Genomic DNA, 20,955 nt, shown 5'->3' on the forward strand with positions numbered 1-20,955 from the left:
ACCCCGCCTTCCCACTCCGGCAAGGGAGCCCGCATGCGGATCGAGGCCGCGGTGCTGCGCGCCGCCGACGCCCCGTACACGATCGAGCCGCTCGACCTGGCCGACCCGGGACCGGGGGAGGTGCTGGTCAGGATCGCCGGGACGGGGATGTGCCACACCGACCTGCTCGGCCGCGCGCCCGGCGGCCGCGTCGCGAAACCGGTGGTCCTCGGGCACGAGGGCGCGGGCGTGGTCGAGGCGGTCGGGCCGGGCGTCACCGCGGTCGCGCCCGGCGCGCACGTGGTGCTGTCCATCGACTCGTGCGGCGGCTGCGCCAACTGCCGCGCCGCGCTGCCCGGCAACTGCGCGCGGATGGCGGCGCTCAACATGGCGTCCGTCCCGCCGGACGGGATGCCGCGCGTGACGGACGGCGGCGGGGCGCCCGTCCACAGCCGGTGGTTCGGGCAGTCGTCGTTCGCGACGCACGCGCTCGGCACCGCCCGCAACGTCGTGCCCGTCGCGGACGACGCGCCGCTGGAGACGCTCGGCCCGCTCGGCTGCGGCATGCAGACCGGCGCGGGCTCGGTGCTCGTCGCGCTCGGCGTCCGCGCGGGCGACACCCTCGCGGTCTTCGGGACGGGCGCGGTCGGCCTCGCCGCCGTGATGGCCGCGCGGATCGCGGGCGCGACCACCATCGTGGCGGTCGACCTGCACGAGTCCCGCCTCGACCTCGCCCGCGAGCTCGGCGCGACGCACACGCTGAACGGCGCGGAGGGCGACCTCGCCGCGCGGATCCGGGCGATCTCGGGCGGGGAGGGCGTGCAGTACTCCTTCGACACGACCGCCGTCCCGTCCGTCGTGTCGGCCGCCGTCGCGTCCCTGCGCACGACCGGCGTCTGCGGCCTGGTCGGCGTCGGGAGCGAGGAGTACCGGCTCGACCCGTCCCTCATGCTGATGGGCCGTACGGTCAAGGGCATCATCGAGGGCGACGTCGTCCCGCAGACGTTCATCCCGAAGCTGGTCGAACTGTGGCGGCAGGGCCGCTTCCCCTACGACCGGCTCATCCGGACGTACCCGCTCGCCGACATCAACCGGGCCGAGGCCGACGCGCTGTCCGGCGAGGTCGTCAAGCCCGTGCTGATCCCCTAGCCCCTTCGGCCGCGTTCACGATTCGTGAAGGCGGCCGCGTGACCGCGGGCCGCGCCGGTTAGGTTGCCGGGAGGGGGAGGGGCCGACGCGGGCCCTCGGGAACGAGGTGAACGATGCTGGAGCACCCGGTCGTCCAGGCGCCGATGGCGGGCGGCACGTCCACGCCCGAACTGGTCGCCGCGGTGGCGCGGGCGGGCGCGCTCGGGTTCCTCGGCGCGGGCTACAAGACCGCCGCCGCGACGCGCGCCGAGATCGAGCGGACGCGCGGGCTGACGGGCGAGCCGTTCGGCGTGAACCTGTTCATGCCGTCCCGCGACGGGATCGACGACGCGGCGGTCGCCGCCTACCGCGACCGGCTGCTGCCCGAGGCCGAACGGCTCGGCGTCGAGCCCGGCACGCCGCGGGCGCGCGACGACGACTGGGACGCGAAGGTCGCCGACCTGCTCGCCGACCCGCCCGCGTACGTGAGCTTCACGTTCGGGTTCCCCTCCGACGACGTCGTGCGCGCGTTCCAGCGCAGGGGCGCGGTCGTGATCGCGACCGTCACCTCGGCGGACGAGGCGCGCCAGGCGGCGTCCGCCGACGCGCTGTGCGTGCAGGGCGCGGAGGCCGGAGCGCACCGCGGCTCGTTCGCCAACACCCTCGGCGACGTCCCGCCGGTGCGGGACCTCGTGCGCGCCGTACGGCACGCCGCCCGGCAGCCCGTCATCGCGGCCGGAGGGCTCGCGACGGCCGCGCACGTCGCCGAGGCGCTGGCGCTCGGCGCGGTCGCCGCGCAGTGCGGCACGGCGTTCCTGCGCTGCCCGGAGAGCGGCGCGAGCACCGTCCACAAGGCCGCCCTCGCCGACCCGCGCTTCACCCGCACGGCCATGACCAGGGCGTTCAGCGGACGCCCCGCGCGCGGCCTGGTCAACCGCTTCCTCGCCGAGCACTCGGGGAGGCGCCCGCCGCGTACCCGGACGTCCACTACGTCACCTCGCCGCTGCGCAAGGCGGGCGCGGCGCGGGGCGACGCCGACGTGGTCAACCTGTGGGCGGGCGAGTCGTTCCGGCTGGCCTCGGACGCCCCCGCCGAGCAGGTCGTCGCGGCCCTCGCGGCGGACGCCTGACGCCGCGCCCCACCACGGCGGCCGGGGCGTTCACGTGGCCGGACGTGGCGTAGGTTTGTGATCATTACGGCGGTATCGGGGTCATCGGGGAGGCCGGCGTGCGCGGTGTGCGCGGTGTGCATGGGGGCGGAGTCGCGGGTGGGCGCGGCGGCGGGACGGGGCGGGCCGCGGCGCGCCGGGCGGCGGGGGCGGCGGCGCTCGCCGCGGTGCTGGCGGCGTTGGGCAGCGGGTGCGACAAGCCGGCCGCGCACGGCGGCACCCACGCCGAACGTTCCGCCGATCCGGTGTCGGGCGAGCACGCGACCGAACGGCCGAGCGCGGCGACGTGGGCGAAGTGGGGGCTCAAGCCGATGCGGCCCGCGCCCCCGCCGCCGGTCGTCAAGCCGCTCAAGCTGCCCGCGAAGTCGGCGCGGGTGTTCTCGAACGTGCCGACCAAGGACCGGGTCGTCTTCGTGACGATCGACGACGGCCAGGAGAAGGACCCGAGGTTCGTCGAGATGCTGCGCGACCTGAAGGTCCCGGTGTCGATGTTCCTGACCGACCAGTCGATCCTGAACGACTACGGCTACTTCAAGCCGATCCGGGACCTCGGCGACCACGTCCAGAACCACACGCTCACGCACCCGCAGATGACCACGCTCGGGCTGGAAGGGCAGCGGCAGCAGATCTGCGGCGACCAGAAGGTCCTGACCAGGCACTACGGGACGGCGCCGATCCTGTTCCGGCCGCCGTTCGGCTCGTGGAACTCGCTGACGCAGCAGGCCGCGGCGTCCTGCGGCGTCCACGGGATCGTGCTGTGGAAGGCGTCGATGCAGATCCACGACATGCAGTACGACGACCCCGGCAAGAAGCTGTACCCGGGCGACGTGCTGCTCGCGCACTTCCGCGGGCCGGACGCGCTCAAGGGCGAGTCGATGACACGGATGTTCGCGCACATGCTGAAGCACATCCGCAGCAGGGGCTTCGCCGTCGCCCGCCTGGAGGACTACGTCCAGCCCCCCGCCCGTCCCCGCTGACGGGCGGCGCGTCAGGCTTCGGCCAGGCCCTCGCGGTCGCTGATCTTGCGGGTGTCGCGGGGTTCGGCGAACGGCTCGTGGTCGGTGATCTCGCCCTCGCTGATCCGGCGGCCGCGGGCCAGCTCGGCGTCGAGCTCCGCGCCGAGCAGGATGGCGATGTTGGACAGCCACATCCAGACGAGGAAGACCATCACGGCGGCGAGGGCGCCGTACGTCCGGTTGTAGGTGCCGAAGCCCGACACGTACACCGCGAACCCCGCCGACGCCGCCACCCACACCAGCACCGCGAACACGCAGCCCGGCGTCATCCAGCGCCAGCCGGGCCGCCGCACGTTCGGCGCGGCCCAGTACAGCGTCGCGATCGCGACGATCACCACGAGCAGCAGGACGGGCCACTTCACGATGCCCCACGCGGTGACGAACGCCGACCCGAGCCCGAGCACGCGGCCCGCCTGCTCCGCGAGGCGTCCGGTGAACGTGACGGCCAGCGCGCTCGCCCCGAGCAGGACGACCATCGCGAGCGTCAGCGCGAGCCGCAGCGGCGCGAGCTTCCACATCGGACGGCCCTCGGGCATGTCGTACACCGCGTTGAGCGCCCGGATGAGCGCCGCGACGTACTTCGACGCCGACCACAGCGCGACCAGCAGTCCGGCGGCGGCCATCAGCCCGGCCGTCGGCGCCGTCCCGCGCAGGCTCTCGATGATGCCGATCAGCGTGTCGCGGGTCGGGCCGGGCGCGAGCTGCCGGACGTTGTCGACGAGGGTCTTGGTGCCCGAGGCGCCCGCGAGCCCGACCAGCGACACCGCCACGATCAGCGCGGGGAACAGCGACAGCACGCCGTAGTAGGTGAGGGCCGCCGCCCAGTCCACCAGGTTGTCGTTCCGGAACTCCCGTACGGTCCGTCTCCCGACGCCCCACCTGCCGCGCCACCCGAGCCGGGCCTCCTTGCCGGGAGTTTTACCCGTCACGACATCCTCCTCCTCACCGGGGTTCCGGGGGCTTACCCCCTCAGAACGGGTCGATGCGCTCGAATGCCCTGCCCGCTCCCGGGTAGGACAGTGGCCCGACGGACAGGGAGGGATCATGACTGAACCGACCCCGGCCGACGCGGAGCTGGTCTGGGACGAGTTCCACCAGGTCGTCAACATGACCAGCGACGAGCTCCGCACCTGGCTGCTCACCGAGGCGTCCGGCGAGGAGGCGTTCCCGGCCGAGCCCGACATGAGGCTCCCGGAACTCGGCACCCGCGTCGTGGACCTGCTGCGCAAGCGGAAGGTCGACCTCACGCCCCGCGACGCCGACGTGATGCGCCAGGTCGTGGAGTACGTCGAGGACCGGCTGGACGACCGGCCCCCGCAGGCGGTGCAGAACGAGGACTGGCGGCATTCGCTCATGAACGTCGGCCACGATCCCCTGAAGCCGTAGCGGGAGCACCGGAGACGAACCGGAGGGAGACGACACATGCCGAACCCGCAGCAACCCGAGATGCGCCGATCCGGGCGGACCGCCGTCACGGAGGAACCCGCGCCCGAGGCCACCGACCCGAAGTCGTCCCGTTCCAAGGGCCACGCTCACGGAACCGACAAGGGCGGCAAGGGCGGAGGCAAGGGCGGCGGCACGCCCCCGGACCAGCGGCCTCAGCACCCCGACTGACGACAGCGCCAGGACTGGACCGACAGCCCCGAGGACTGACCGGGCTGTCGGCGCCAGGGACTGACGGCGGCGGAACCGACCGCTCCGGCTGAGCGCCCGATCGCGGGCGCGGCGCGGCGGCCCGTCCGTCCCGGCCGAGCGCCGGGGCGGGCGGGCCGCCCGTGTGTCGCGGCCCACGCGCCCGAGTGGATCAAGGCGACGAGCGTGGGTAGGGGGATGGGGTGATCGACCTTTCCCCCGGCCAGGGCTGGACGCAGCTCGGCGAGCTGCTGCTGGCTCTGGTGCTGTCCGCCGCGATCGGCTTGGAGCGCGGGCTGCGCAACAAGAGCGCGGGCCTGCGCACGCACACCCTGGTCGGGGTCGGTGCGGCGTTGTTCATGCTGGTCAGCAAGTACGGCTTCGACAACGTGCCGGGGCAGAACGTCGCGTTCGATCCGTCGCGGGTGGCGGCGCAGATCGTGTCGGGGATCGGGTTCATCGGCGGCGGGTTGATCTTCGTTCGGCGGGACGCGGTGCGCGGTCTGACCACGGCGGCGGTGGTGTGGGTGACGGCGGCCGTGGGCATGGCGGCGGGCGGCGGCCTGCCGGTGCTCGCGGTCGCGGTGACGGCGGGCCACTTCCTGGTCGTGTACGGGCTGAGCTGGCTCGCCCGCTCGCTGCCCCTCGGCCGGTTCCGGCGGCCCGACACGCACCGCGTCCGGCTCGTCTACCGCGACGGCCGGGGCGCGCTGCGGCGGACGCTGATGGAGTGCACCGGCCGGGGGTTCGTGGTCTCCGAGGTCGCCGTCGAGCGCGAGTACCTCCCGGACGACTCCGACCTCGGCCGCGACGAGCGCCGCGACCGGGACGAGCGGCCCGGCCGCGGGCGCGGCAACGCGGTGGTCACGCTGGTGCTGGAGGGCACCGGCTCGGTCCCCGACCTCACCGGCGTGCTGAGCGAACTGCCCGACATCGTCGGCGTCACCGTCGGCACGGGTACCGACGACGACAGCGAGTGACGGGGAACGAACGGCCGACGGCGGGCCGGGGAGCCCGGTGACCGCCGGTCAGGGGACCTCGGTCTGCGGGCTGTAGCCCTCCTCCTCGCCGCCGGGCGCCTCCGCCTCGGCGTTGGGCGGGTCGGTCGGACCGGGCGCGTGCTCGTCCGCGAAGTCCTGCTCGGCGTCCTCCTGCGGCGCGCCCTGCTCGGCGCGGCGATCCGCGAGCGGCTTGTCCGCGTCGTTCCTGCGATCGTTCGTCATGCTCCCCTCCCTGGGGCCGTTGAACGTGCGACGTACGACCACCCCGCCGACCGACCGCACCAGCGGATGTGCCCGGCGGCCGCACCAAGCGGAGCGCGGGCGGACGCGCTGGGCGGACGCGCTGGGCGGTCGCGTCGGGCGGTCGCGTCGGGCGGTCGCGTCGGGCGGTCGTGCCGGGCGGCGCGCTGGCGGGCGGGTGCGGCGGGGTCAGCCGCGGGACTTGCGGATGGCGTCGCGGGCCCGGTCCACCACGGAGGCGAGCGGGCCGACGGCCAGGTTCCTGGCGGCCGACTCGGTGCCCGGGTGCGGATGGGTGGGCGCGGTCGCCTCGGCGGCCTTCACCGCGGCGGCCATGCCCCGGAGCTGCTCGGCGGAGGCGTTCTCCGCGATCTTCGGGAACTCCTCCCGCTCCTCGCGCTCGGCGTGCTCCTCGACGTCCCGGTGGAACCGCCCGAACAGCGGCGCGAACTCGGGCGCGTCCGTGCCGAGCCGTTCGAGCTCGCTGAGGGTCTTCTTGGCGTGGTTCTCCTCCTCCAGCCGCGCGTCGATCACCTTGCCGCCGCCGTCCAGGGAGCGGCGCGCGAACGGGTGCACGACCTCCTCCTCGGCCGTCTCGTGCACGGCCAGCAGGTGCCGCAGCCGGTCGAACGCCTCGGCGCGGGCCGTCCCGGTGCTCTTCTCGACCTCGTCGAACAGCCCGCGGATCTCGTCGTGCTGGGCTTTCAGCAGGTCGACGACGGAGTGGTCCGTCCGGGTCATGATCGTCCCCCTCTGGTCTCGGATGGCGCTCCGGTCATCAAGGTGGCGGTACCCCGGCAGCGGATCTCAACCATCCGGCCCGGTCCGGCCGGGCCCCAGCCGGCGGAAGACGGCGGGGCGGCCGGTCATCCCGGTCGGGGAGACCGGTCGGGTGACGGATGCCGGGGCGGTGGTCGCGCTCCTAGCGTCGTCAGTGCCCTCCCGGAACGTCCGGAAGGGCGGAGCACCTGGACCCGGAGGGAACGATGGACGACATCCGAAGCATCGGCGCGCTGATCGACCGGTACTTGCTGAGCCTGGACGAGCGCGTCTTCGACGCGGAATGGGCGGCGGGCTTCCACACCGAGGACTTCGTGTCCCGGACGCCCGTCGGCGACCACTCCGGCCGCGCCGGGATCGCGGAGGGGACGGCCGTGGCGGTCGGCCGGTTCCAGCGCACCCAGCACATCGGCTCCAACTACGTGATCACGGTGGACGGCGACCGCGCCGACGTGCGGTGGAACGCGCTGATGGTGCACGTCCACCTGGACTCGACGGTCGAGGCGCGGGGCCTGGAACCCGGGGCGCACTTCGACGTGGGCGGCTACTTCGACGGCGAGGCGGTCCGTTCGCCGGAGGACGGCGCGTGGCGGTTCAGGCGGCTGGACGTGCACCCGGTGTGGTTCAACGGCGAGCCGCCGATCCGCGAGGACCTGGGCCAGGAGCCGGCCCAGGACCAGGACCAGGGCGCGGCCCCGGCCGCCGCGGGCGCGGGTGCCCGGCGATGAGGGTCGAGATCGTTCTGGACGTGCCGTGCGTGTGGTCGTACTTCGCGTTCACCCGGTTCGAGCGGGTGGCGGAACGGTTCCGGGCGCGGGGCGGGGTGCTGGACGTCGGGTTCCTGCCGTACCGCCTCGCGCCGGACGCGACGGTGGAGGGCGAGCCGAAGACGGAGGTGCTGCGCCGCGCGTTCGGCGACGGGACCTCCGACGCGATCGCGGGGATCACGGCGAAGGCCGCGGAGGAGGGCCTGACGTTCCGGCACGAGGGCGCGGTGATGTCCAACACGTTCGACGCGCACCGGCTGATCGCGGTGGCGTCCGCGCACGGCCGGGGCGAGGCGATGGTCGAACGGCTCTTCCGCGCCCACCACACCGACGCGCTGAACGTGGCCGACCCGGCGACGCTGCGTTCGCTGGCCGCCGAGATCGGGGTGCCGTGGAGCGACGGCGCGGCGGCCGGGGAGACGCGGGCCGCGCTGGAACGGGTGCGGGCCTCGGGCGTGCGGGGCGTCCCGGTGTTCCTGATCGGGGGACGGCCGCCGCTGGCGGGCGCGCAGTCCGAGGAGGCCCTCGCGGCGGAGCTCGAAATGGCCGCGTTGGCGCAGGTTGAATAGGGTTGGGGCCATGCTGCACGGTCGCGAGGGGGAACTGGCCGCCATCGAGCTGCTGCTCCAGCGGGCCCGCGCCGGACGCAGCGGGACGCTCGTCCTGCGCGGCGAGGCGGGCATCGGCAAGTCGGCGCTCCTCGACCGCGCCGCCGAGGCCGCCGACCTGCGGGTCCTGCGCGGGACCGGGGTCGAGTCCGAACTCGGCATGCCCTACGCGGGGCTGCACCTGCTCCTCGGCCGCCACCTCGACCGCGTCGGCGCGCTGCCGGACGCGCAGGCCGAGGCGCTGCGCCGGGCCCTCGGCATGGGCGTCGGCGCGAACGCCGCCGCGCCCGCGGACCCGGCGACGGCCGCCGCGCCCGGGGCCGCCACCGGCGGCGACCGGTTCCTCGTGGGCCTCGCGGTCCTGACGCTGCTGTCCGACCTCGCCGAGGAGCGCCCGCTGCTGTGCCTGCTGGACGACGCGCAGTGGCTGGACGGCGCGTCCGCCGAGGCGCTGCTGTTCGCGGCGCGGCGGCTGGAGGCGGAGCCGATCGTGATGCTGTTCGCGGCACGCGACCCCGACGCCCCCGAGTTCCCCGCGCCGGGCCTGCCGGAGCTGCGGCTGACCGGCCTGGACGACGCGGCGGCGGCCGGGCTCCTCGACGAGCGCGCCGCCGGACTGCCCGCCCACGTCCGCCGGGAGATCCTCGCGGAGGCGCGCGGCAACCCCCTCGCCCTGCTCGAACTCCCCGTCGGCGCCTCCCGGACGGGACCGGGCCCCGCGTCCGTCCCCGCGCCGGACCCCGCCGCCGACCCGGCGCGCGGCGCGCGGCCCGTGACCGCGACGTTCGGGCGGCTCTGGCGGACGTTCGCCGAACGGGTCGAGGAGCTGCCCGAGGCGACCCGCACCGTCCTGCTCGTCGCGGCGTCCGACGACCAGGGCGGGCTCGGCACGGTCCTCGACGCCGCCGGACGGCTCGGCGCGGGCGTCGCCGACCTGGAGCCGGCCGAGCGGGCGCGGCTGGTCCGTTCGGCGGAGGGACGGCTGGAGTTCCGGCACCCGCTGATCCGCAGCGCCGTCTACCAGGGGCGGCCCGTCGGGCACCGGCTCCGCGCGCACGCGGCCCTCGCCGAGGCGTACGCGGCGAGCGGCGACCTCTGCCACCGCGCCTGGCACCTCGCGAACGCCGCGACCGGCCACGACGAGCGGGCCGCCGCCGCGCTGGAGGAGGCGGCCGAGGGCGAGCGGCAGGGCGGCGGGCAGCACGCGGCGGCGTCCATGTACGAGTGGGCGGCGCGGCTCAGCCCCGACCCGGCCGACCGGGGCCGCCGCCTCGCCGCCGCCGCGCGGGCCGCCGCCGACGCGGGCGAGGCCGAGCAGGCGTTCGCGCTCGCGGGCCGCGCCGCGCCGGACGTGGCCGACGACGGCGAGCGCGCCGGGCTCGTGCTGCTGCGCGCGGCCCTCGCCGACGAGCAGGACCGCACGCGCGAGGCGTCCCGGCTGCTGGTCGAGGAGGCCGTCTCCGTCGCGGGCGCCGAGCCGTACACCGCCGGGCACCTGCTGTTCCAGGCCGCGGCGTCCGCCGGGAACGCGGGCGACCTCGCCGAGCTGGAACGCATCGCCGGCCGCGCGGAGGAGATGGGCGCGCCGAACGCCCCGTACGTGCGCGCGCTCGCGCGGGTGTTCGCGGGGCAGAACCCGCTCGGCGCCGCCGGGGCCGCCGGGGCCGCCGACGGCGTCGCGGCGCTGCGCGAACTGCTGGACGGCATGCGCGACTGCCTGAGCCCGCGCGACGTCGTCCGGTTCGCGATGTGGCACCTGATGCTCGGCGACGTGCGGGGCGGGCACGAGATCGCCGCGTCGCTGGAGCGCCGGTTCCGCGACGAGGGCGCGATCGGGCTGCTGTCGCTGACGCTGATGCCCCTGTCGCGGACGCTGCTCATGCTCGGCCGTACGCGCGACGCGCTGACCGCCGCCGACGAGGGCATGCGGATCGCGGCCGACACCGGGCAGCACCGCATCCGCGTCTACCAGGCGACCGTGCTCGCGCTGATCGCCGCGATGCGGGGGGACGAGGAGCGCTGCGCCGAACTGGCCGCCGAGGCGATCGCGCGCGACGTACCGCCGAGCAGCGTGCACGCCGTCGCCGCGCTCGGCCTCCTCGACCTCGGCGCGGGACGCCACGAGGCGGCGCTGAACCGGCTGTCGGAGCTGGTCGCGGGCCCGCCCAACCGGCAGGGCGCGATCGCGAGCCTCCCCGACCTGGTCGAGGCCGCCGTCCGTTCGGGACGTCCCGAACGCGGCGCGGACGCCGCCGCCTGGTACCGCGAATGGTCCGCGCAGGTACGCCTGCCGTGGGCGGAGGCCGTCGCGCTGCGCTGCGCCGCACTCCTCGCTACGGACGACGACGCGGAGAAGTACTTCACCCAGGCGGTCGAGCTGCACCGCCAGGGCGGCATCCCCTTCGAACGGGCCCGTACCGAGCTGCTGTACGGCGAATGGCTACGGCGCGCGCGCCGCAAGAACGACGCGCGCGCCCAACTCCACTCCGCCCTGGACGCCTTCGAACGGCTCGGCGCCGTCCCCTGGGCGGAACGCGCCCGTACCGAGCTGCGCGCCGCCGGAGAGAGCTTCGCCGACTCCGCCGCCGAGGCGGGCGCGGACCTGCTCGCCCTCCTCACCCCGCAGGAGCTCCAGGTCGTACGGCTCGCGGCGACGGGCCTGAGCAACCGCGAGATCGGCGCGCAGCTCTTCCTCAGCCCGCGCACGGTCGGCTACCACCTCTACAAGGCGTACCCGAAGCTCGGCGTGGCGTCCCGAGGCGAACTCTCCCGCCTCCCCCTCACCTAGCACCGCGCGCCAAGGCGAGCCGTCCGCGCGAGCCGTCCGCGCGGGCCGTCCGTGCGCACGAGCTGTCCGCGCGGGGCGGTCAGCGGCGGAGGGAGCCCGCGATCTGGCGGGTGGTGACGTTGACGCGGTTCCAGGCGTTGATGGCGGCGATGGCCATGACCAGGGCCGCGAGGCTGCTCTCGTCGTAGTGGTCGGCGGCGTCGTCCCACACCTCGTCCGGGACGCCGTCGGGGTTGTCGGCGAGGCGGGTCGCGGCCTCGGTCAGGGCGAGCGCGGCGCGTTCCTCGTCGGTGAAGTAGGGCGACTCGCGCCAGGCGGCGACCGACCAGAGCCGCTCCTCGGTCTCGCCCGCCTTCCGCGCGTCGTGGGCGTGCATGTCCAGGCAGAAGCCGCAGCCGTTGATCTGGCTGGCGCGGATCCGGACGAGTTCGAGGGTGCTCGCCGGGACGCCGCTGCGCCCGAGGAACGCCTCCAGGTCGAGCATCGCCTTGTAGCCGTCGCGGGCGAGCGCGGGGAGGTCGGTGATCCTTGCCTGCATGATCTGCTCCTAATTGGATATTGGATGTCCAGATTCAGGACAGCCGTCGGGGTCGTGGGTCGTGGGTCGTCGGGTTCGGGGGTCAGTTGCGGGCGTACCAGGCGCGGACGTGCTCGCCCACCCGGGGCGCGTTGCGTTCGGCGTTCGCCCGGACGTCGGCCAGCGTCTGGTCGGCGAGGGCCCGCCGCCAGGCGAGTTCGGCCCGGTGCATGGCGGAGAACACCGCGCACGGGCGCGCGAACGCCGACTCGGGCGAGTCGGCCCCCGCTCCGCGCCGCCTGATCTCGGTGCACTGGAAGGCGTCGTCCGGGCCCTCGATCGCGGCGACGACGTCCATCAGGGTGATCCGCTCCAGGGGCCGGGCCAGGCGGAACCCGCCGCGCGCGCCCGCCGTGGACGTCGCGATGCCCGCCCTGACCAGCGCCTGGAGCTGCTTGTTGAGGTAAGGGGGAGGCAGCTCGAAACCGGCCGCGAGCCGTGTCGTCGACACGGGCCGGTCCTCGCCCATCCAGTCGAGCAGGAGGCAGCAGTGCACCGCCCACTCGACGCCCTCGCTCATCCGCATAATCTGGATGCTACACGTCCAGATTAGCCGATGCCAACCCCCTGCACTCGCGGCGCGCGGGAGACCAGGCGGTCGGTGTCGTCCGGGTCCAGGACGATGTCGAACGTGTCGCGCAGGACGTCCGGGAGTTCCTCTGGGGCGACCTCGCGTTGGGTCCGCTGCCCGTCGGGAGTGGTCGTCGTCAGGGTCGTTCCGTCGAGCTGGTGGTGCCGGTCGCCTGTGAACCGCTGCGTGTACGGGCGCGTGGTGAACGGCGAGTGTGCGTGCGTGGAGACGAAGTGGCTCAGCACCTCGAAATCGAGCGGGTACGAGGGCGCGACCACGAAATTGTGCCGCTGGAGCCATCCGTCCGGTTCGCGCTGGGACAGCCCCCATTCCTGGACGCCCGGCAGCCCTTCGGCGGCGTTCGTGAGCTGTTCGAGGCGGAACCCCCAGCCGTCCTGGAAAACCTCCGTGCCGTCCACGAACGGGATCGGTTCCAAGGGTCCGCCGCCGAAACCGACGTCGCACACCCAGCGCGCCCGTTCGCCGCCGTCGTCCGTGGTGACGAGCAGGATGGCGTGCGTCGCGGGGCGCAGCTTGTCGGCGCCCATGGTGACGCGGCCGATGAGGGCGCGGAACGAGAAGCCGAGGCGTTCCAGCACCGCGGCGAAGAGCTTCGCGTGCTCGAAGCAGTAGCCGCCGCGCCGCCCGCGCAGGAACTTGTCCTGGAGGTGGTCCATGTCGAGGACGACCGGCCGGCCCAGCATGATCTCCAGGTTCTCGAACGGGAACGTCGTGACGTGGCCCCGCTGCAACGCGCGCAGGGCGGCGATCGTGGGCGTGCGTTCGCCCTCGAAGCCGATCCGGGCCAGATAGGCGTCCAGGTCGAGCCTGCCGCCCTGCCAGTCGCGCCCGGGGTCGTGGTCCATGGTCGTCCTCCTCGCCGCGTTCGCGCGGCCCGCGTCGTCCGGTCACGGGGGACGACAACCGCTCCGGCGAGATCATTCCCCATCGCGCCCCCCCGGCGGGCGCGGTTGACCTTGACCTTGCTTGAGGTCCTAGCGTGGGCGGCGGATCTGGGGAGGCGTCATGGCGGACGGGATCGCGCGGGGAACGGTGCGGGCCGGCTTCGAGCGCGTGCGCGAGGTCTTCGAGGCGGGCGCGGCCGACCGGCCGGGCGTCAACCTGGCGCTGGCCGTACGGCTCAAGGGGGAGCAGGTCGTGGACCTGCGGGCCGGGCCCGGCTACGGGCCCGACAGCCTCCAGGGCGTCTACTCGGTCACGAAGGGCGCGGCGGGCGTCGTCCTGGCGCTGCTCGTCCAGCGCGGCCTGATCGACCCGGACGAGCCCGTCGCGACGTACTGGCCGGAGTTCGCGGCGGAGGGCAAGGACCGGCTCCCGGTGCGCTGGCTCGCGTCCCACCAGGCCGGGCTCGTCAACGTCGACGGAATGTTCACCGTGGACGAGCTGCTGGCCCACGAGCCGCTGGCCGGACGGCTCGCCGCGCAGCGCCCGTTCTGGGAGCCCGGCACGGCCCACGGCTACCACGCCCTCACCCTCGGCGCCCTCCTGGACGAGCTGGTCAGGCGCGTGACGGGCCGGACGCTCGGCGCGTACTTCCGCGACGAGATCGCCCGGCCGTACGGGATCGACTTCTTCATCGGCCTCCCCGAGAGCGAGGAGGAACGGGTCGTCCCGACCCGGCCGATCGCCCTCGGCACCGGCGACCCGCCGTTCGAGCCGCCGCCGTTCTTCCGCCAGGCGATGAACCGCCGCCCCGGGTCCCCGGGCGGCGACCTGCTCGGGATGCGCGCCTTCCGCGCGGCGGGCGTCCCGTCCATCGGCGGCTTCGGCAGCGCCCGCGGGGTCGCGGCGCTCTACTCCACCGTCGCGCACGGGAGCCTGCTGACGCCCGAGACCCTCGCGCGGGTCACGGCCGTGCAGGCGGAGGGGCCCGACCTCGTCCTGCCGATGCCGACCCGCTACGCGACGGTCTTCGAGAAGGCCGCGCCCTGGCGGCCCTGGACCGGGCCGAACGCGTTCGGCCACACCGGCGCGGTCGGCGCGCTCGGCTTCGCCGACCCGGATCTCGGCCTCGGGTTCGGCTTCGTGACCGACACCCCGGCGGACGGCGGCCCCGACCCCCTCCCGAACGACCTCGCCGCGGCCCTCGCCCCCTGACCGGGCGGTCAGGCGGGCTGCGGGACGGGTGCCTTCGCCAACGGCAGGCGCAGGACGAACCGGGCCCCTCGCGGGCTGTCGGCGAGGCGCAGGGAGCCGCCGTAGATCTCGGCGATCTCTCGCGCGATGGGCAGGCCGAGGCCCGTGCCCGCCGGGTCCTTGCGCCGCGACTCCGGCAGGCGCGCGAACCGTTCGAAGACCCGTTCGCGGGACTCCTCCGGGACGCCCGCGCCGTCGTCGGCGACCTCCAGCACCGCCATGCCGTCCCCGTCCACGTACGAGCGGACCGTGATGGACGACTCGGCGTGGCGCTCGGCGTTGCTCAGCAGGTTGCCGAGGATGCGGTTCAGCCGGACCGGGTTGGCGTCCACGACCGCGCCGGGCTCCAGCCGCGTCGCGATCGGGATCTCGTGCGGGCGGCGCTCCACCTCCCGGCGCGCGAGCTCGGCGAGGTCGATCCGTTCGAGCGGCGCGGGCGCGCGGGAGTCGAGGCGCGACAGCTCCAGCAGGTCGATGACGATGTCGTTCAGCCGGTCGGCGTCGCGCAGCGCGGCACGCGCCATGGCGCGCCAGTCGTAGCCGTCCGGCTCCTCAAGCGCGCTCTCCAGCCGCAGTCGGAGCCCGCCGATCGGGTTGCGCAGGTCGTGCGAGGCGTCGGAGATGAACCGCCGCTCCCGGCTCGTCGCCTCCTCCAGGCGTTCGAGGGTGTCGTTGACGGTCTCGGCGAGCCGCTGGATCTCCCCGCCCGTGTGCGGCTCCGGGACCCGGTGGTCGAGGCCCGACGCGTTCAGCCCCGCCATCTCCGCGCGGATCGCGTCCACCGGCGCCAGCGCCTGGCCGATCGTCCGCCACGTCCACCAGCCGATCAGGGTGAGGAACGACGCGAGGGCGAGCAGCGACCACAGCGGCACCGCCCACTTGCCCCACAGGGTGGGCATCGGGGCCGCCGCGTACACCGACACGTTCGGGCCGTACGGCGAGGTCGGCAGGTGCATCCCGAACGCCCACAGGCAGCCGTCCACCGCCTCCGGGCAGAGCCTGGTGTCGATGAGCAGCCTGTTCCGCGGCGACCTCGGCGCGATCATCGGCGGCTTCCCGCCGAGGTTGCGGGTCGCGGCCCGTACGGCGCCGCTCTGGTCGACGACCTGCACGTACGGCGCCTCGCCCGGCCGCGTCGCGATCGGCGACCCGCCCGCCCCGCTCGCGATGCCGTAGATCACGCGCTCCGCCGTGTGCTCCGCCCTGTCCTGGACGGCGTTGACGGCGGCGTCGCGGGCGAGCATCCCGGCGAGCGCCACGCACACGGTCAGGATCAGCGCCGCCACCCCCACGGTGACGACCGTCGCCCGCCCGCGCACCGAGTAGAACAGGCGCGAACGCCACTGGTCGAGACGCCTCCGTCCCCCCATGCCCCTGCTCACCGCGGATCCCCCGAATCCCCGCCCCGGCCTCCACCCCACTGTAACCCTCAGTGATCACCCGACCCCGCTCGACCGCGTCGGACGACAGCACGTCCCCGCCTGCCCACCGCCAGCAGGTGCCGCCCCCCGCCCCCAGCGCCCCGCAGGAGGAAGCCTCCTCTGTCCGGGCTTTTCAGAAGGGCCGGACCGGGCATCGAGCGCCTCCACCATGGCACCGGCCTGGTTGGACGAGCTCGGTTCGCAGGCGACAAGGCCGCCGGTCCTGCCGGTCGCGGCCTTCACTCATCCCGCCCACCCGGCGGGGCGGTCACTCATCCGCGAGCCACATCTCAATCAGATGCTCTTCGCGCATGCCATCTTCAATATCAACGTCCCTGTCACTCTCCTCCTCAGGGGATACATCCTCTGGTCGGAACAGGCGGCGGCGCCTATATACGCGAACTTCGTAAAGCCCAGGTCCGGAGTCCGCCAGGCCGGTGAAACCCGGCGGGCTTCCCCCACCCCACTTGATCACGTCGATATCGGCAGACTCGGCACGAATTTCGCTGCTTTCGATGTGATCCCATTCACCGGAGTCCAAAGAAGGCTCTCGGTCATACACGCGTACGATCAGACGGATCTTTCCGTGCTGTGTTTCAGAGGCAATGTACAGCGAACCTTCGTCTGCTTCGTTGCTGAGGATGAGTCCGTCTTCGGTGGGTGGTTCGGGCTCACCGGCGCCGTGGGCCATAAGATAATACTGGCCGTAGGAGATATGGACCCAGCCCGTGATTGTCAGGGGAGGCGTGTAGTCCATTGTGCTCCTTTTGGTGTGTCTCGTGGCAGCGGGCGGGCCGGTGGGACAATACTGCTCTGCCCCGCCGACCCGCCATTGCCGATCTCGCCCATATCGAGGGAGCGTCCGACGTTTGCTAGACGGGCGCCCAGAAAAACACCCACCGCGCCTTCAAGTTGGCCCATGGACATTCGCAAGGCGTCCCTTCCCCTCGGCGTTCGAAGATTTCCCCTCCCTCTCCGGGCGTCCGCCCCTTGCTGTGGCCGCGGTAGGAGATCTCGGGCGTGCACCCCGCAGTCACATGCCCGGTTCGATACCCGCGGCATTGTCCCAGCCGCGCCGCTTCGCCCCGGAACGTGTGCTGCGGCGAAGCCGTATTGTCCCGAACCGGCCATCAGCGCAGCGGCTTTGACTGCCTCGTCCACCAGCGAGCCCGATAGCCCTGGCTGCCGACCACCGGATTGGGCTCTGACTGAGGCGTCGGCGAGACGGACACGACTGTCCTGCCCTGGGCTGAACAGCGGCCAGGTGCTGGAACGCCGTTCAGGGCGGGCGCCTTCGGGACGTTCGTCAAGCACGCGGTTCCGCCGACCCGTATCCGCTACCCGCCGGGCTTGGCCGGGGATGCGCTCGATGACGCCGCGAGGGCCTGGCGGGGCGGCCGGCTCGCTGGTCGTGGGGGCTGGTCGCAGCGCGGATGTCCGGGGAGCGTTCGGCTGTGCCTCCGAGTGCTCGCGCTGGTGGCCTGCTGCTTGGTCCGGGTGCGTGCGCCGTCAGGGCGGACTGCGGGCTGGCAGCCTCGGGGCTCTTCTTGGGGCGCTCGTGGCCGGTCGTTGTCGCCACTGGGGCGCTTCTGCGTTCCGCCGGGTGACGGTCGTTCCGTCGTTGGCGGACGGCGCGTTCCGGCTGGGGGCGGCCGTGGGTGCCGGGCGGACGGACGGACGTCGAGTTCTGTGGCGGTACGAGTGCGGGGTGGCGAGTGGGCGGGGGTGTGGAGGTGGGGTCGTGGAGGTGGGGGGCTGGGCGGAGGGTTTGGGTGGGAAGCGGGGGAGCCCCCGGCCCCCGGCCCGTCGGGGACGGGCGGGGGCCGGGGGCTCGGCGGGATGGGGTCAGCGGCCTCGTTGGAGGCGGCGGGCCGGCATCTGGCGGGCGTTGCGGCGGTTGTCGTTGAAGGCCGCCGACCTGAAGTCGGGCGTCTTTCGCTTGCCCTTCTTCTTGGCCTTCTCGAAGGGGTTGTTGCCTTCCGGGTTCTGGATGTTGGCGCGCATAAAGAAACCACCTCCGGGCATGTCGAATTCGGCCTGCGTCGAGGCCGTGCGGAAAAGAGGGAAAGGCCGCGCGCGGTACGGGACGGCCGTCCGGGGACGGTCGGTGCGGGTCCATCGCGGATGCGTCGAGCCCCGGCTCAGGGCCGCCGTGCAGGCGGTATGAGGAGGGGTGATGCGATGGGGGTGCGCCCGTGGCGCGGGGGATGGGAGCGTGCCGGCAGCGTCGCTGCGGGCGGCTCAACCAATGAGAATCAAAGCTCCATGGCCCAGATAATAGCGGTACGGGGCGCATGGATGTCAAGCCCGTTCTCGCGGAATAAATGGCGGGTGATTGTCGCGGGGCGTCGCTCACGCCGGTCCGGCACACGCTCGTGCGGGGTCTGGTCCTGGGAATGGGGGCGGGGGCTTAGGGGGCGTCGTGGGAAGTGCGGAGAGCATGGACGTGGTCGTCCGGGCGGTGGCGGAGCTGGTCGGGCGGCGGGATCCGGCGGCGGTCGAACGGTTCGTGGCGCCGGGGTACGTGCAGCACAGCGTCTCGGCGGATGGGCGGAGGGACGTGGTGGCCGCGCTCCCGTACAACGGGGTGATGGCGTGATCTGTGGGGTGGGCGTCGTTGACGCCATCGCGGCGGCGGGACGAGCCTGGGGGCATGCGCCGCGTCGTGTTCGTGATCTTCGAGGGGTTCCAGTCGCTGGACCTGACCGGTCCGTACGAGGTGTTCCAGTACGCCGGGCACCTGTCGGACGGCGGCTACGACTGCCGGGTGGTCGCGCCCGAGGCCGGGCCCGTGGCGAGCCGCAGCGGCCTGCCCGTGCACGCCTCGTACGGGATCGGCGACCTCGACCCGGCGGAGGTGGACACGCTCGTCGTCGCGGGCGGCGTGGGCGTGGACGCCGCGTGCGAGGACCCGGAGCTGGTCGGCTGGGTGCGGCGCGCGGCGGAGGGGGCGCGGCGCGCGGCGTCGGTGTGCAGCGGCGCGTTCCTGCTGGCCGCCGCCGGGGTGCTGGACGGCCGCCGGGTCACCACCCACTGGTCCCGCGAACGGGGCTGAGGGAGGCCCATCCCGAGCTGGACGTCGACTGCGATCCGATCTTCATCCGGGACGGACCGGTCTGGACGTCCGCCGGAGTGACCGCCGGGATGGACCTCGCGCTCGCCCTGGTCGAGGACGACCTCGGGCGGGACGTGGCGCACGCGGTCGCGCGGCAGCTCGTGCTGTTCCTGCGGCGGCCCGGCAGCCAGTCGCAGTTCAGCGTCCCGCTGTGGACGGCGCGTCCCGCGAGCGACCCGATCCGGGCGGCGGTATCGGCCGTCGAGGCGGAGCCGGGGGCGCGGCACTCGATCGCCGACCTGGCGGACCGCTGCGGCCTGAGCCCCCGCCACCTGCAACGCCGGTTCGCGGACGAGGTCGGGGTGCCGCCCGCCGCGTACGTCGAGCGGGTGCGGGTCGAGGCCGCGCGCCGCGCGCTCGCCGAGGGCGACGAGCCGGTGGAGGCGCTCGCGCGCCGCCTCGGCTTCGGGACGGGCGAGACGCTGCGGCGCTCGTTCCACCGGCACCTGGGGGTGGCCCCGTCCGACTACCGCGAACGTTTCCGAGCCATGAAGGAGTACGCGTGACGACCTACGGACTGCTGGTGTTCCCCGACGCGGAGGAGCTCGACTTCGTCGGCCCCTGGGAGGTGTTCAACGTCTCCGCGAGGCTGCGCGGGCAGGGCGACGCGGCCGTGCTCATCGCGGAGCACGACGCGCCGGTGCGCTGCGTCGGAGGGTTGCGCGTCCTCCCCGACCACACGCTGGACGACCACCCGCCGCTGGACGTCATGCTCGTCCCGGGCGGCCGGGGCGCGCGCGAGGACCAGACCACCAACCCGGCCGTGACCGGCTGGATCGCCAAGACCGCCGAACGCGCGGACTGGGTGACGGCCGTCTGCACGGGCTCGGTGCTGCTGCACGCCGCCGGGCCCGCGCGCGGCCGCCGCGTCGCGACGCACCACGCCTCGGAGGACGCCCTCGAACGGCTCGGTGACGTCACGGTCGTCCGCGACGTCCGCTACGTCGTGGACGGGAACCTCGTCACCAGCCAGGGCGTCTCGGCCGGGATCGACATGTCGCTCTGGCTCGTCGGCCACCTCCACGGCCGCGACCACGCCCGCGCCGTACGCCGCCACATCCAGTACGACCCCGCCCCGCCCTACCTCGCCGACACCCCCGCCTGACCGCCGACCGAACCCGCGACCAGGCCGTCCCCGCCCCGGCGGAACTCCGGGGCGGGCGGGTGCGGGTCAGTGGGATTCGGCTTGGAGGGACTCGTACTCCTTGAGGACCTTCTTGCGGGCCCTGGTGGAGAGGCGGTCGATGTAGAGCCGGCCCTCCAGGTGGTCGGTCTCGTGCTGGAGGCAGCGGGCGAGGACGCCGGTGCCGTGGACGGTGACCGGGTCGCCCTTGACGTCGAAGCCGTGGCAGGTGACGCGGTCGGGGCGGGCGAGCTTCGCGCTCGGGCCCGGAACCGACAGGCAGCCCTCGTCGCCGTCGTCGAGCCGCCGCTCCTCCAGCGCGGGCAGCACCAGGGTGGGGTTGACCAGCACGCCCTTGCGGTGCTCGCCGTCCTCGTCGGGGCAGTCGTACACGAAGATCCGCAGGTCGAGGCCGATCTGGTTGGACGCGAGGCCGACGCCGTTCGCCGCGTACATGCTCGCGAACATGTCGTCGGCGAGCGCCGCGAGCGCCGCGTCGAAGTCCTCGACCGGGCGGCAGGGGCGGTGCAGCACCGGTTCCCCCACCAGCGTGATCGGTCGTGCCTGTCCCGTCATGTGTCCGCCCCTTCAGGATGTGCGTGCCGAGGGCGCCGTGCGCCGTCCGTCTATACTCGCGGCTGCGGAAGGTTCACCCGCACGCAGGTGCGGGTGTCGCAAGAGGGAATCCGGTGCGGCCGGGCCGATCAGTCGGCCCGCCAATTCCGGAACTGCCCCGCAGCGGTGAACGGGAACGACCGCCGTCATACGCACTGATCCGTCACGGGTTGGGAAGCGACGGCCAGTAGGCCACCAGTGCCCGTGAGTCCGAAGACCTGCCTCCGCCCGCGCGCCGTCCGGCGCGCGGTGGTCCACGGCCTCGCGGG

The 20,955-nt window shown here is 74.0% G+C and carries 24 protein-coding genes and 1 riboswitch; of the genes, 14 read left to right on the forward strand and 10 right to left on the reverse strand.

Going from position 1 to position 20,955, the window contains the following annotated elements:
• The first annotated feature begins 33 nt into the window (after positions 1 to 33).
• From GEV43_RS16560 to GEV43_RS16570, 3 genes are all read left to right on the forward strand, one after another.
• The gene (locus GEV43_RS16560) at positions 34 to 1,128 is read left to right on the forward strand and encodes an NAD(P)-dependent alcohol dehydrogenase (RefSeq protein WP_160821473.1); all 1,095 of its coding nucleotides are present in this window, start codon (positions 34 to 36) and stop codon (positions 1,126 to 1,128) included.
• A gap of 113 nt (positions 1,129 to 1,241) precedes the next feature.
• Positions 1,242 to 2,297 (forward strand): nitronate monooxygenase, encoded by a 1,056-nt coding sequence (locus GEV43_RS16565; RefSeq protein WP_309239667.1) that lies wholly within the window; start codon positions 1,242 to 1,244, stop codon positions 2,295 to 2,297.
• A 37-nt stretch (positions 2,298 to 2,334) separates the two neighbouring features.
• Positions 2,335 to 3,252 carry a polysaccharide deacetylase family protein gene (locus GEV43_RS16570; RefSeq protein ID WP_309239668.1) on the forward strand — a complete coding sequence of 306 codons (918 nt, stop codon included), beginning with the start codon at positions 2,335 to 2,337 and terminating at the stop codon, positions 3,250 to 3,252.
• An 11-nt stretch (positions 3,253 to 3,263) separates the two neighbouring features.
• Here the strand turns inward: GEV43_RS16570 and GEV43_RS16575 are convergent, their stop codons facing one another.
• The gene (locus GEV43_RS16575; protein ID WP_309239669.1) at positions 3,264 to 4,220 is read right to left on the reverse strand and encodes a YihY/virulence factor BrkB family protein; all 957 of its coding nucleotides are present in this window, start codon (positions 4,218 to 4,220) and stop codon (positions 3,264 to 3,266) included.
• Positions 4,221 to 4,335: 115 nt separating this feature from the next.
• Between GEV43_RS16575 and GEV43_RS16580 the strand changes: the two genes are divergently transcribed.
• From GEV43_RS16580 to GEV43_RS16590, 3 genes are all read left to right on the forward strand, one after another.
• Complete coding sequence (locus GEV43_RS16580; protein WP_160821475.1) at positions 4,336 to 4,677, forward strand: DUF3140 domain-containing protein; 342 nt, start codon at positions 4,336 to 4,338, stop codon at positions 4,675 to 4,677.
• Positions 4,678 to 4,713: 36 nt separating this feature from the next.
• Positions 4,714 to 4,905, forward strand: a complete 192-nt coding sequence (locus GEV43_RS16585) for a hypothetical protein (protein ID WP_160821476.1) — start codon at positions 4,714 to 4,716, stop codon at positions 4,903 to 4,905.
• A 221-nt stretch (positions 4,906 to 5,126) separates the two neighbouring features.
• Positions 5,127 to 5,903: an MgtC/SapB family protein gene (locus tag GEV43_RS16590; protein ID WP_160821477.1), complete on the forward strand. Its 777-nt coding sequence runs from the start codon at positions 5,127 to 5,129 to the stop codon at positions 5,901 to 5,903.
• A 48-nt stretch (positions 5,904 to 5,951) separates the two neighbouring features.
• On the opposite strand, the gene GEV43_RS16595 is transcribed toward GEV43_RS16590, so the two are convergent.
• Positions 5,952 to 6,146 carry a hypothetical protein gene (locus tag GEV43_RS16595; protein WP_160821478.1) on the reverse strand — a complete coding sequence of 65 codons (195 nt, stop codon included), beginning with the start codon at positions 6,144 to 6,146 and terminating at the stop codon, positions 5,952 to 5,954.
• A gap of 207 nt (positions 6,147 to 6,353) precedes the next feature.
• Complete coding sequence (locus GEV43_RS16600) at positions 6,354 to 6,905, reverse strand: hemerythrin domain-containing protein (RefSeq protein ID WP_160821479.1); 552 nt, start codon at positions 6,903 to 6,905, stop codon at positions 6,354 to 6,356.
• A 245-nt stretch (positions 6,906 to 7,150) separates the two neighbouring features.
• Between GEV43_RS16600 and GEV43_RS16605 the strand changes: the two genes are divergently transcribed.
• Genes GEV43_RS16605 through GEV43_RS16615 form a run of 3 tightly spaced genes read left to right on the forward strand, consistent with a single transcriptional unit; the run spans position 7,151 to position 11,107 of the window.
• A complete protein-coding gene (locus GEV43_RS16605; RefSeq protein WP_160821480.1) occupies positions 7,151 to 7,672 on the forward strand; it encodes a nuclear transport factor 2 family protein in 522 nt (173 codons plus the stop codon).
• Entirely contained in the window at positions 7,669 to 8,280 is a 612-nt protein-coding gene (locus GEV43_RS16610) for a DsbA family protein (RefSeq protein ID WP_160821481.1), read from the forward strand. The genes GEV43_RS16605 and GEV43_RS16610 overlap by 4 nt, the downstream gene beginning before the upstream one ends.
• 10 nt (positions 8,281 to 8,290) lie before the next feature.
• Positions 8,291 to 11,107: a helix-turn-helix transcriptional regulator gene (locus tag GEV43_RS16615; RefSeq protein ID WP_160821482.1), complete on the forward strand. Its 2,817-nt coding sequence runs from the start codon at positions 8,291 to 8,293 to the stop codon at positions 11,105 to 11,107.
• 79 nt (positions 11,108 to 11,186) lie between these two features.
• On the opposite strand, the gene GEV43_RS16620 is transcribed toward GEV43_RS16615, so the two are convergent.
• From GEV43_RS16620 to GEV43_RS16630, 3 genes are all read right to left on the reverse strand, one after another.
• On the reverse strand, positions 11,187 to 11,645 hold the full coding sequence (locus GEV43_RS16620; protein ID WP_160821483.1) for a carboxymuconolactone decarboxylase family protein: 459 nt from the start codon (positions 11,643 to 11,645) through the stop codon (positions 11,187 to 11,189).
• An 82-nt stretch (positions 11,646 to 11,727) separates the two neighbouring features.
• Positions 11,728 to 12,210 (reverse strand): Rrf2 family transcriptional regulator, encoded by a 483-nt coding sequence (locus tag GEV43_RS16625; protein WP_160821484.1) that lies wholly within the window; start codon positions 12,208 to 12,210, stop codon positions 11,728 to 11,730.
• 23 nt (positions 12,211 to 12,233) lie between these two features.
• Positions 12,234 to 13,121 carry an arylamine N-acetyltransferase gene (locus GEV43_RS16630; RefSeq protein ID WP_160821485.1) on the reverse strand — a complete coding sequence of 296 codons (888 nt, stop codon included), beginning with the start codon at positions 13,119 to 13,121 and terminating at the stop codon, positions 12,234 to 12,236.
• 160 nt (positions 13,122 to 13,281) lie between these two features.
• Between GEV43_RS16630 and GEV43_RS16635 the strand changes: the two genes are divergently transcribed.
• Positions 13,282 to 14,373 (forward strand): serine hydrolase domain-containing protein, encoded by a 1,092-nt coding sequence (locus tag GEV43_RS16635; RefSeq protein ID WP_160821486.1) that lies wholly within the window; start codon positions 13,282 to 13,284, stop codon positions 14,371 to 14,373.
• A gap of 8 nt (positions 14,374 to 14,381) precedes the next feature.
• On the opposite strand, the gene GEV43_RS16640 is transcribed toward GEV43_RS16635, so the two are convergent.
• From GEV43_RS16640 to GEV43_RS16650, 3 genes are all read right to left on the reverse strand, one after another.
• Positions 14,382 to 15,794, reverse strand: coding sequence for a HAMP domain-containing sensor histidine kinase (locus GEV43_RS16640; RefSeq protein WP_309239670.1), 1,413 nt, complete (start codon positions 15,792 to 15,794; stop codon positions 14,382 to 14,384).
• A gap of 307 nt (positions 15,795 to 16,101) precedes the next feature.
• Positions 16,102 to 16,590 (reverse strand): hypothetical protein, encoded by a 489-nt coding sequence (locus GEV43_RS16645; protein WP_160821487.1) that lies wholly within the window; start codon positions 16,588 to 16,590, stop codon positions 16,102 to 16,104.
• 1,088 nt (positions 16,591 to 17,678) lie between these two features.
• Positions 17,679 to 17,837, reverse strand: coding sequence for a hypothetical protein (locus tag GEV43_RS16650; RefSeq protein WP_160821488.1), 159 nt, complete (start codon positions 17,835 to 17,837; stop codon positions 17,679 to 17,681).
• Between the two features lie 418 nt (positions 17,838 to 18,255).
• Between GEV43_RS16650 and GEV43_RS16655 the strand changes: the two genes are divergently transcribed.
• From GEV43_RS16655 to GEV43_RS16665, 4 genes are all read left to right on the forward strand, one after another.
• Entirely contained in the window at positions 18,256 to 18,432 is a 177-nt protein-coding gene (locus GEV43_RS16655; protein WP_160821489.1) for a hypothetical protein, read from the forward strand.
• Between the two features lie 54 nt (positions 18,433 to 18,486).
• Positions 18,487 to 18,888, forward strand: coding sequence for a DJ-1/PfpI family protein (locus GEV43_RS54900; protein ID WP_309239671.1), 402 nt, complete (start codon positions 18,487 to 18,489; stop codon positions 18,886 to 18,888).
• A gap of 77 nt (positions 18,889 to 18,965) precedes the next feature.
• On the forward strand, positions 18,966 to 19,454 hold the full coding sequence (locus GEV43_RS54905; protein WP_309239672.1) for a helix-turn-helix domain-containing protein: 489 nt from the start codon (positions 18,966 to 18,968) through the stop codon (positions 19,452 to 19,454).
• Complete coding sequence (locus tag GEV43_RS16665) at positions 19,451 to 20,053, forward strand: DJ-1/PfpI family protein (RefSeq protein WP_160821490.1); 603 nt, start codon at positions 19,451 to 19,453, stop codon at positions 20,051 to 20,053. The genes GEV43_RS54905 and GEV43_RS16665 overlap by 4 nt, the downstream gene beginning before the upstream one ends.
• A gap of 66 nt (positions 20,054 to 20,119) precedes the next feature.
• Here GEV43_RS16665 and def read toward each other — a convergent pair whose 3' ends face one another.
• Positions 20,120 to 20,647, reverse strand: a complete 528-nt coding sequence (gene def / locus GEV43_RS16670; RefSeq protein WP_160821491.1) for a peptide deformylase — start codon at positions 20,645 to 20,647, stop codon at positions 20,120 to 20,122.
• Between the two features lie 68 nt (positions 20,648 to 20,715).
• Positions 20,716 to 20,927, forward strand: a riboswitch (cobalamin riboswitch).
• The last annotated feature ends 28 nt before the right edge of the window (positions 20,928 to 20,955 follow it).

The organism is Actinomadura sp. J1-007 (genome assembly GCF_009793335.1).
GTDB lineage: Bacteria > Actinomycetota > Actinomycetes > Streptosporangiales > Streptosporangiaceae > Spirillospora > Spirillospora yumaensis.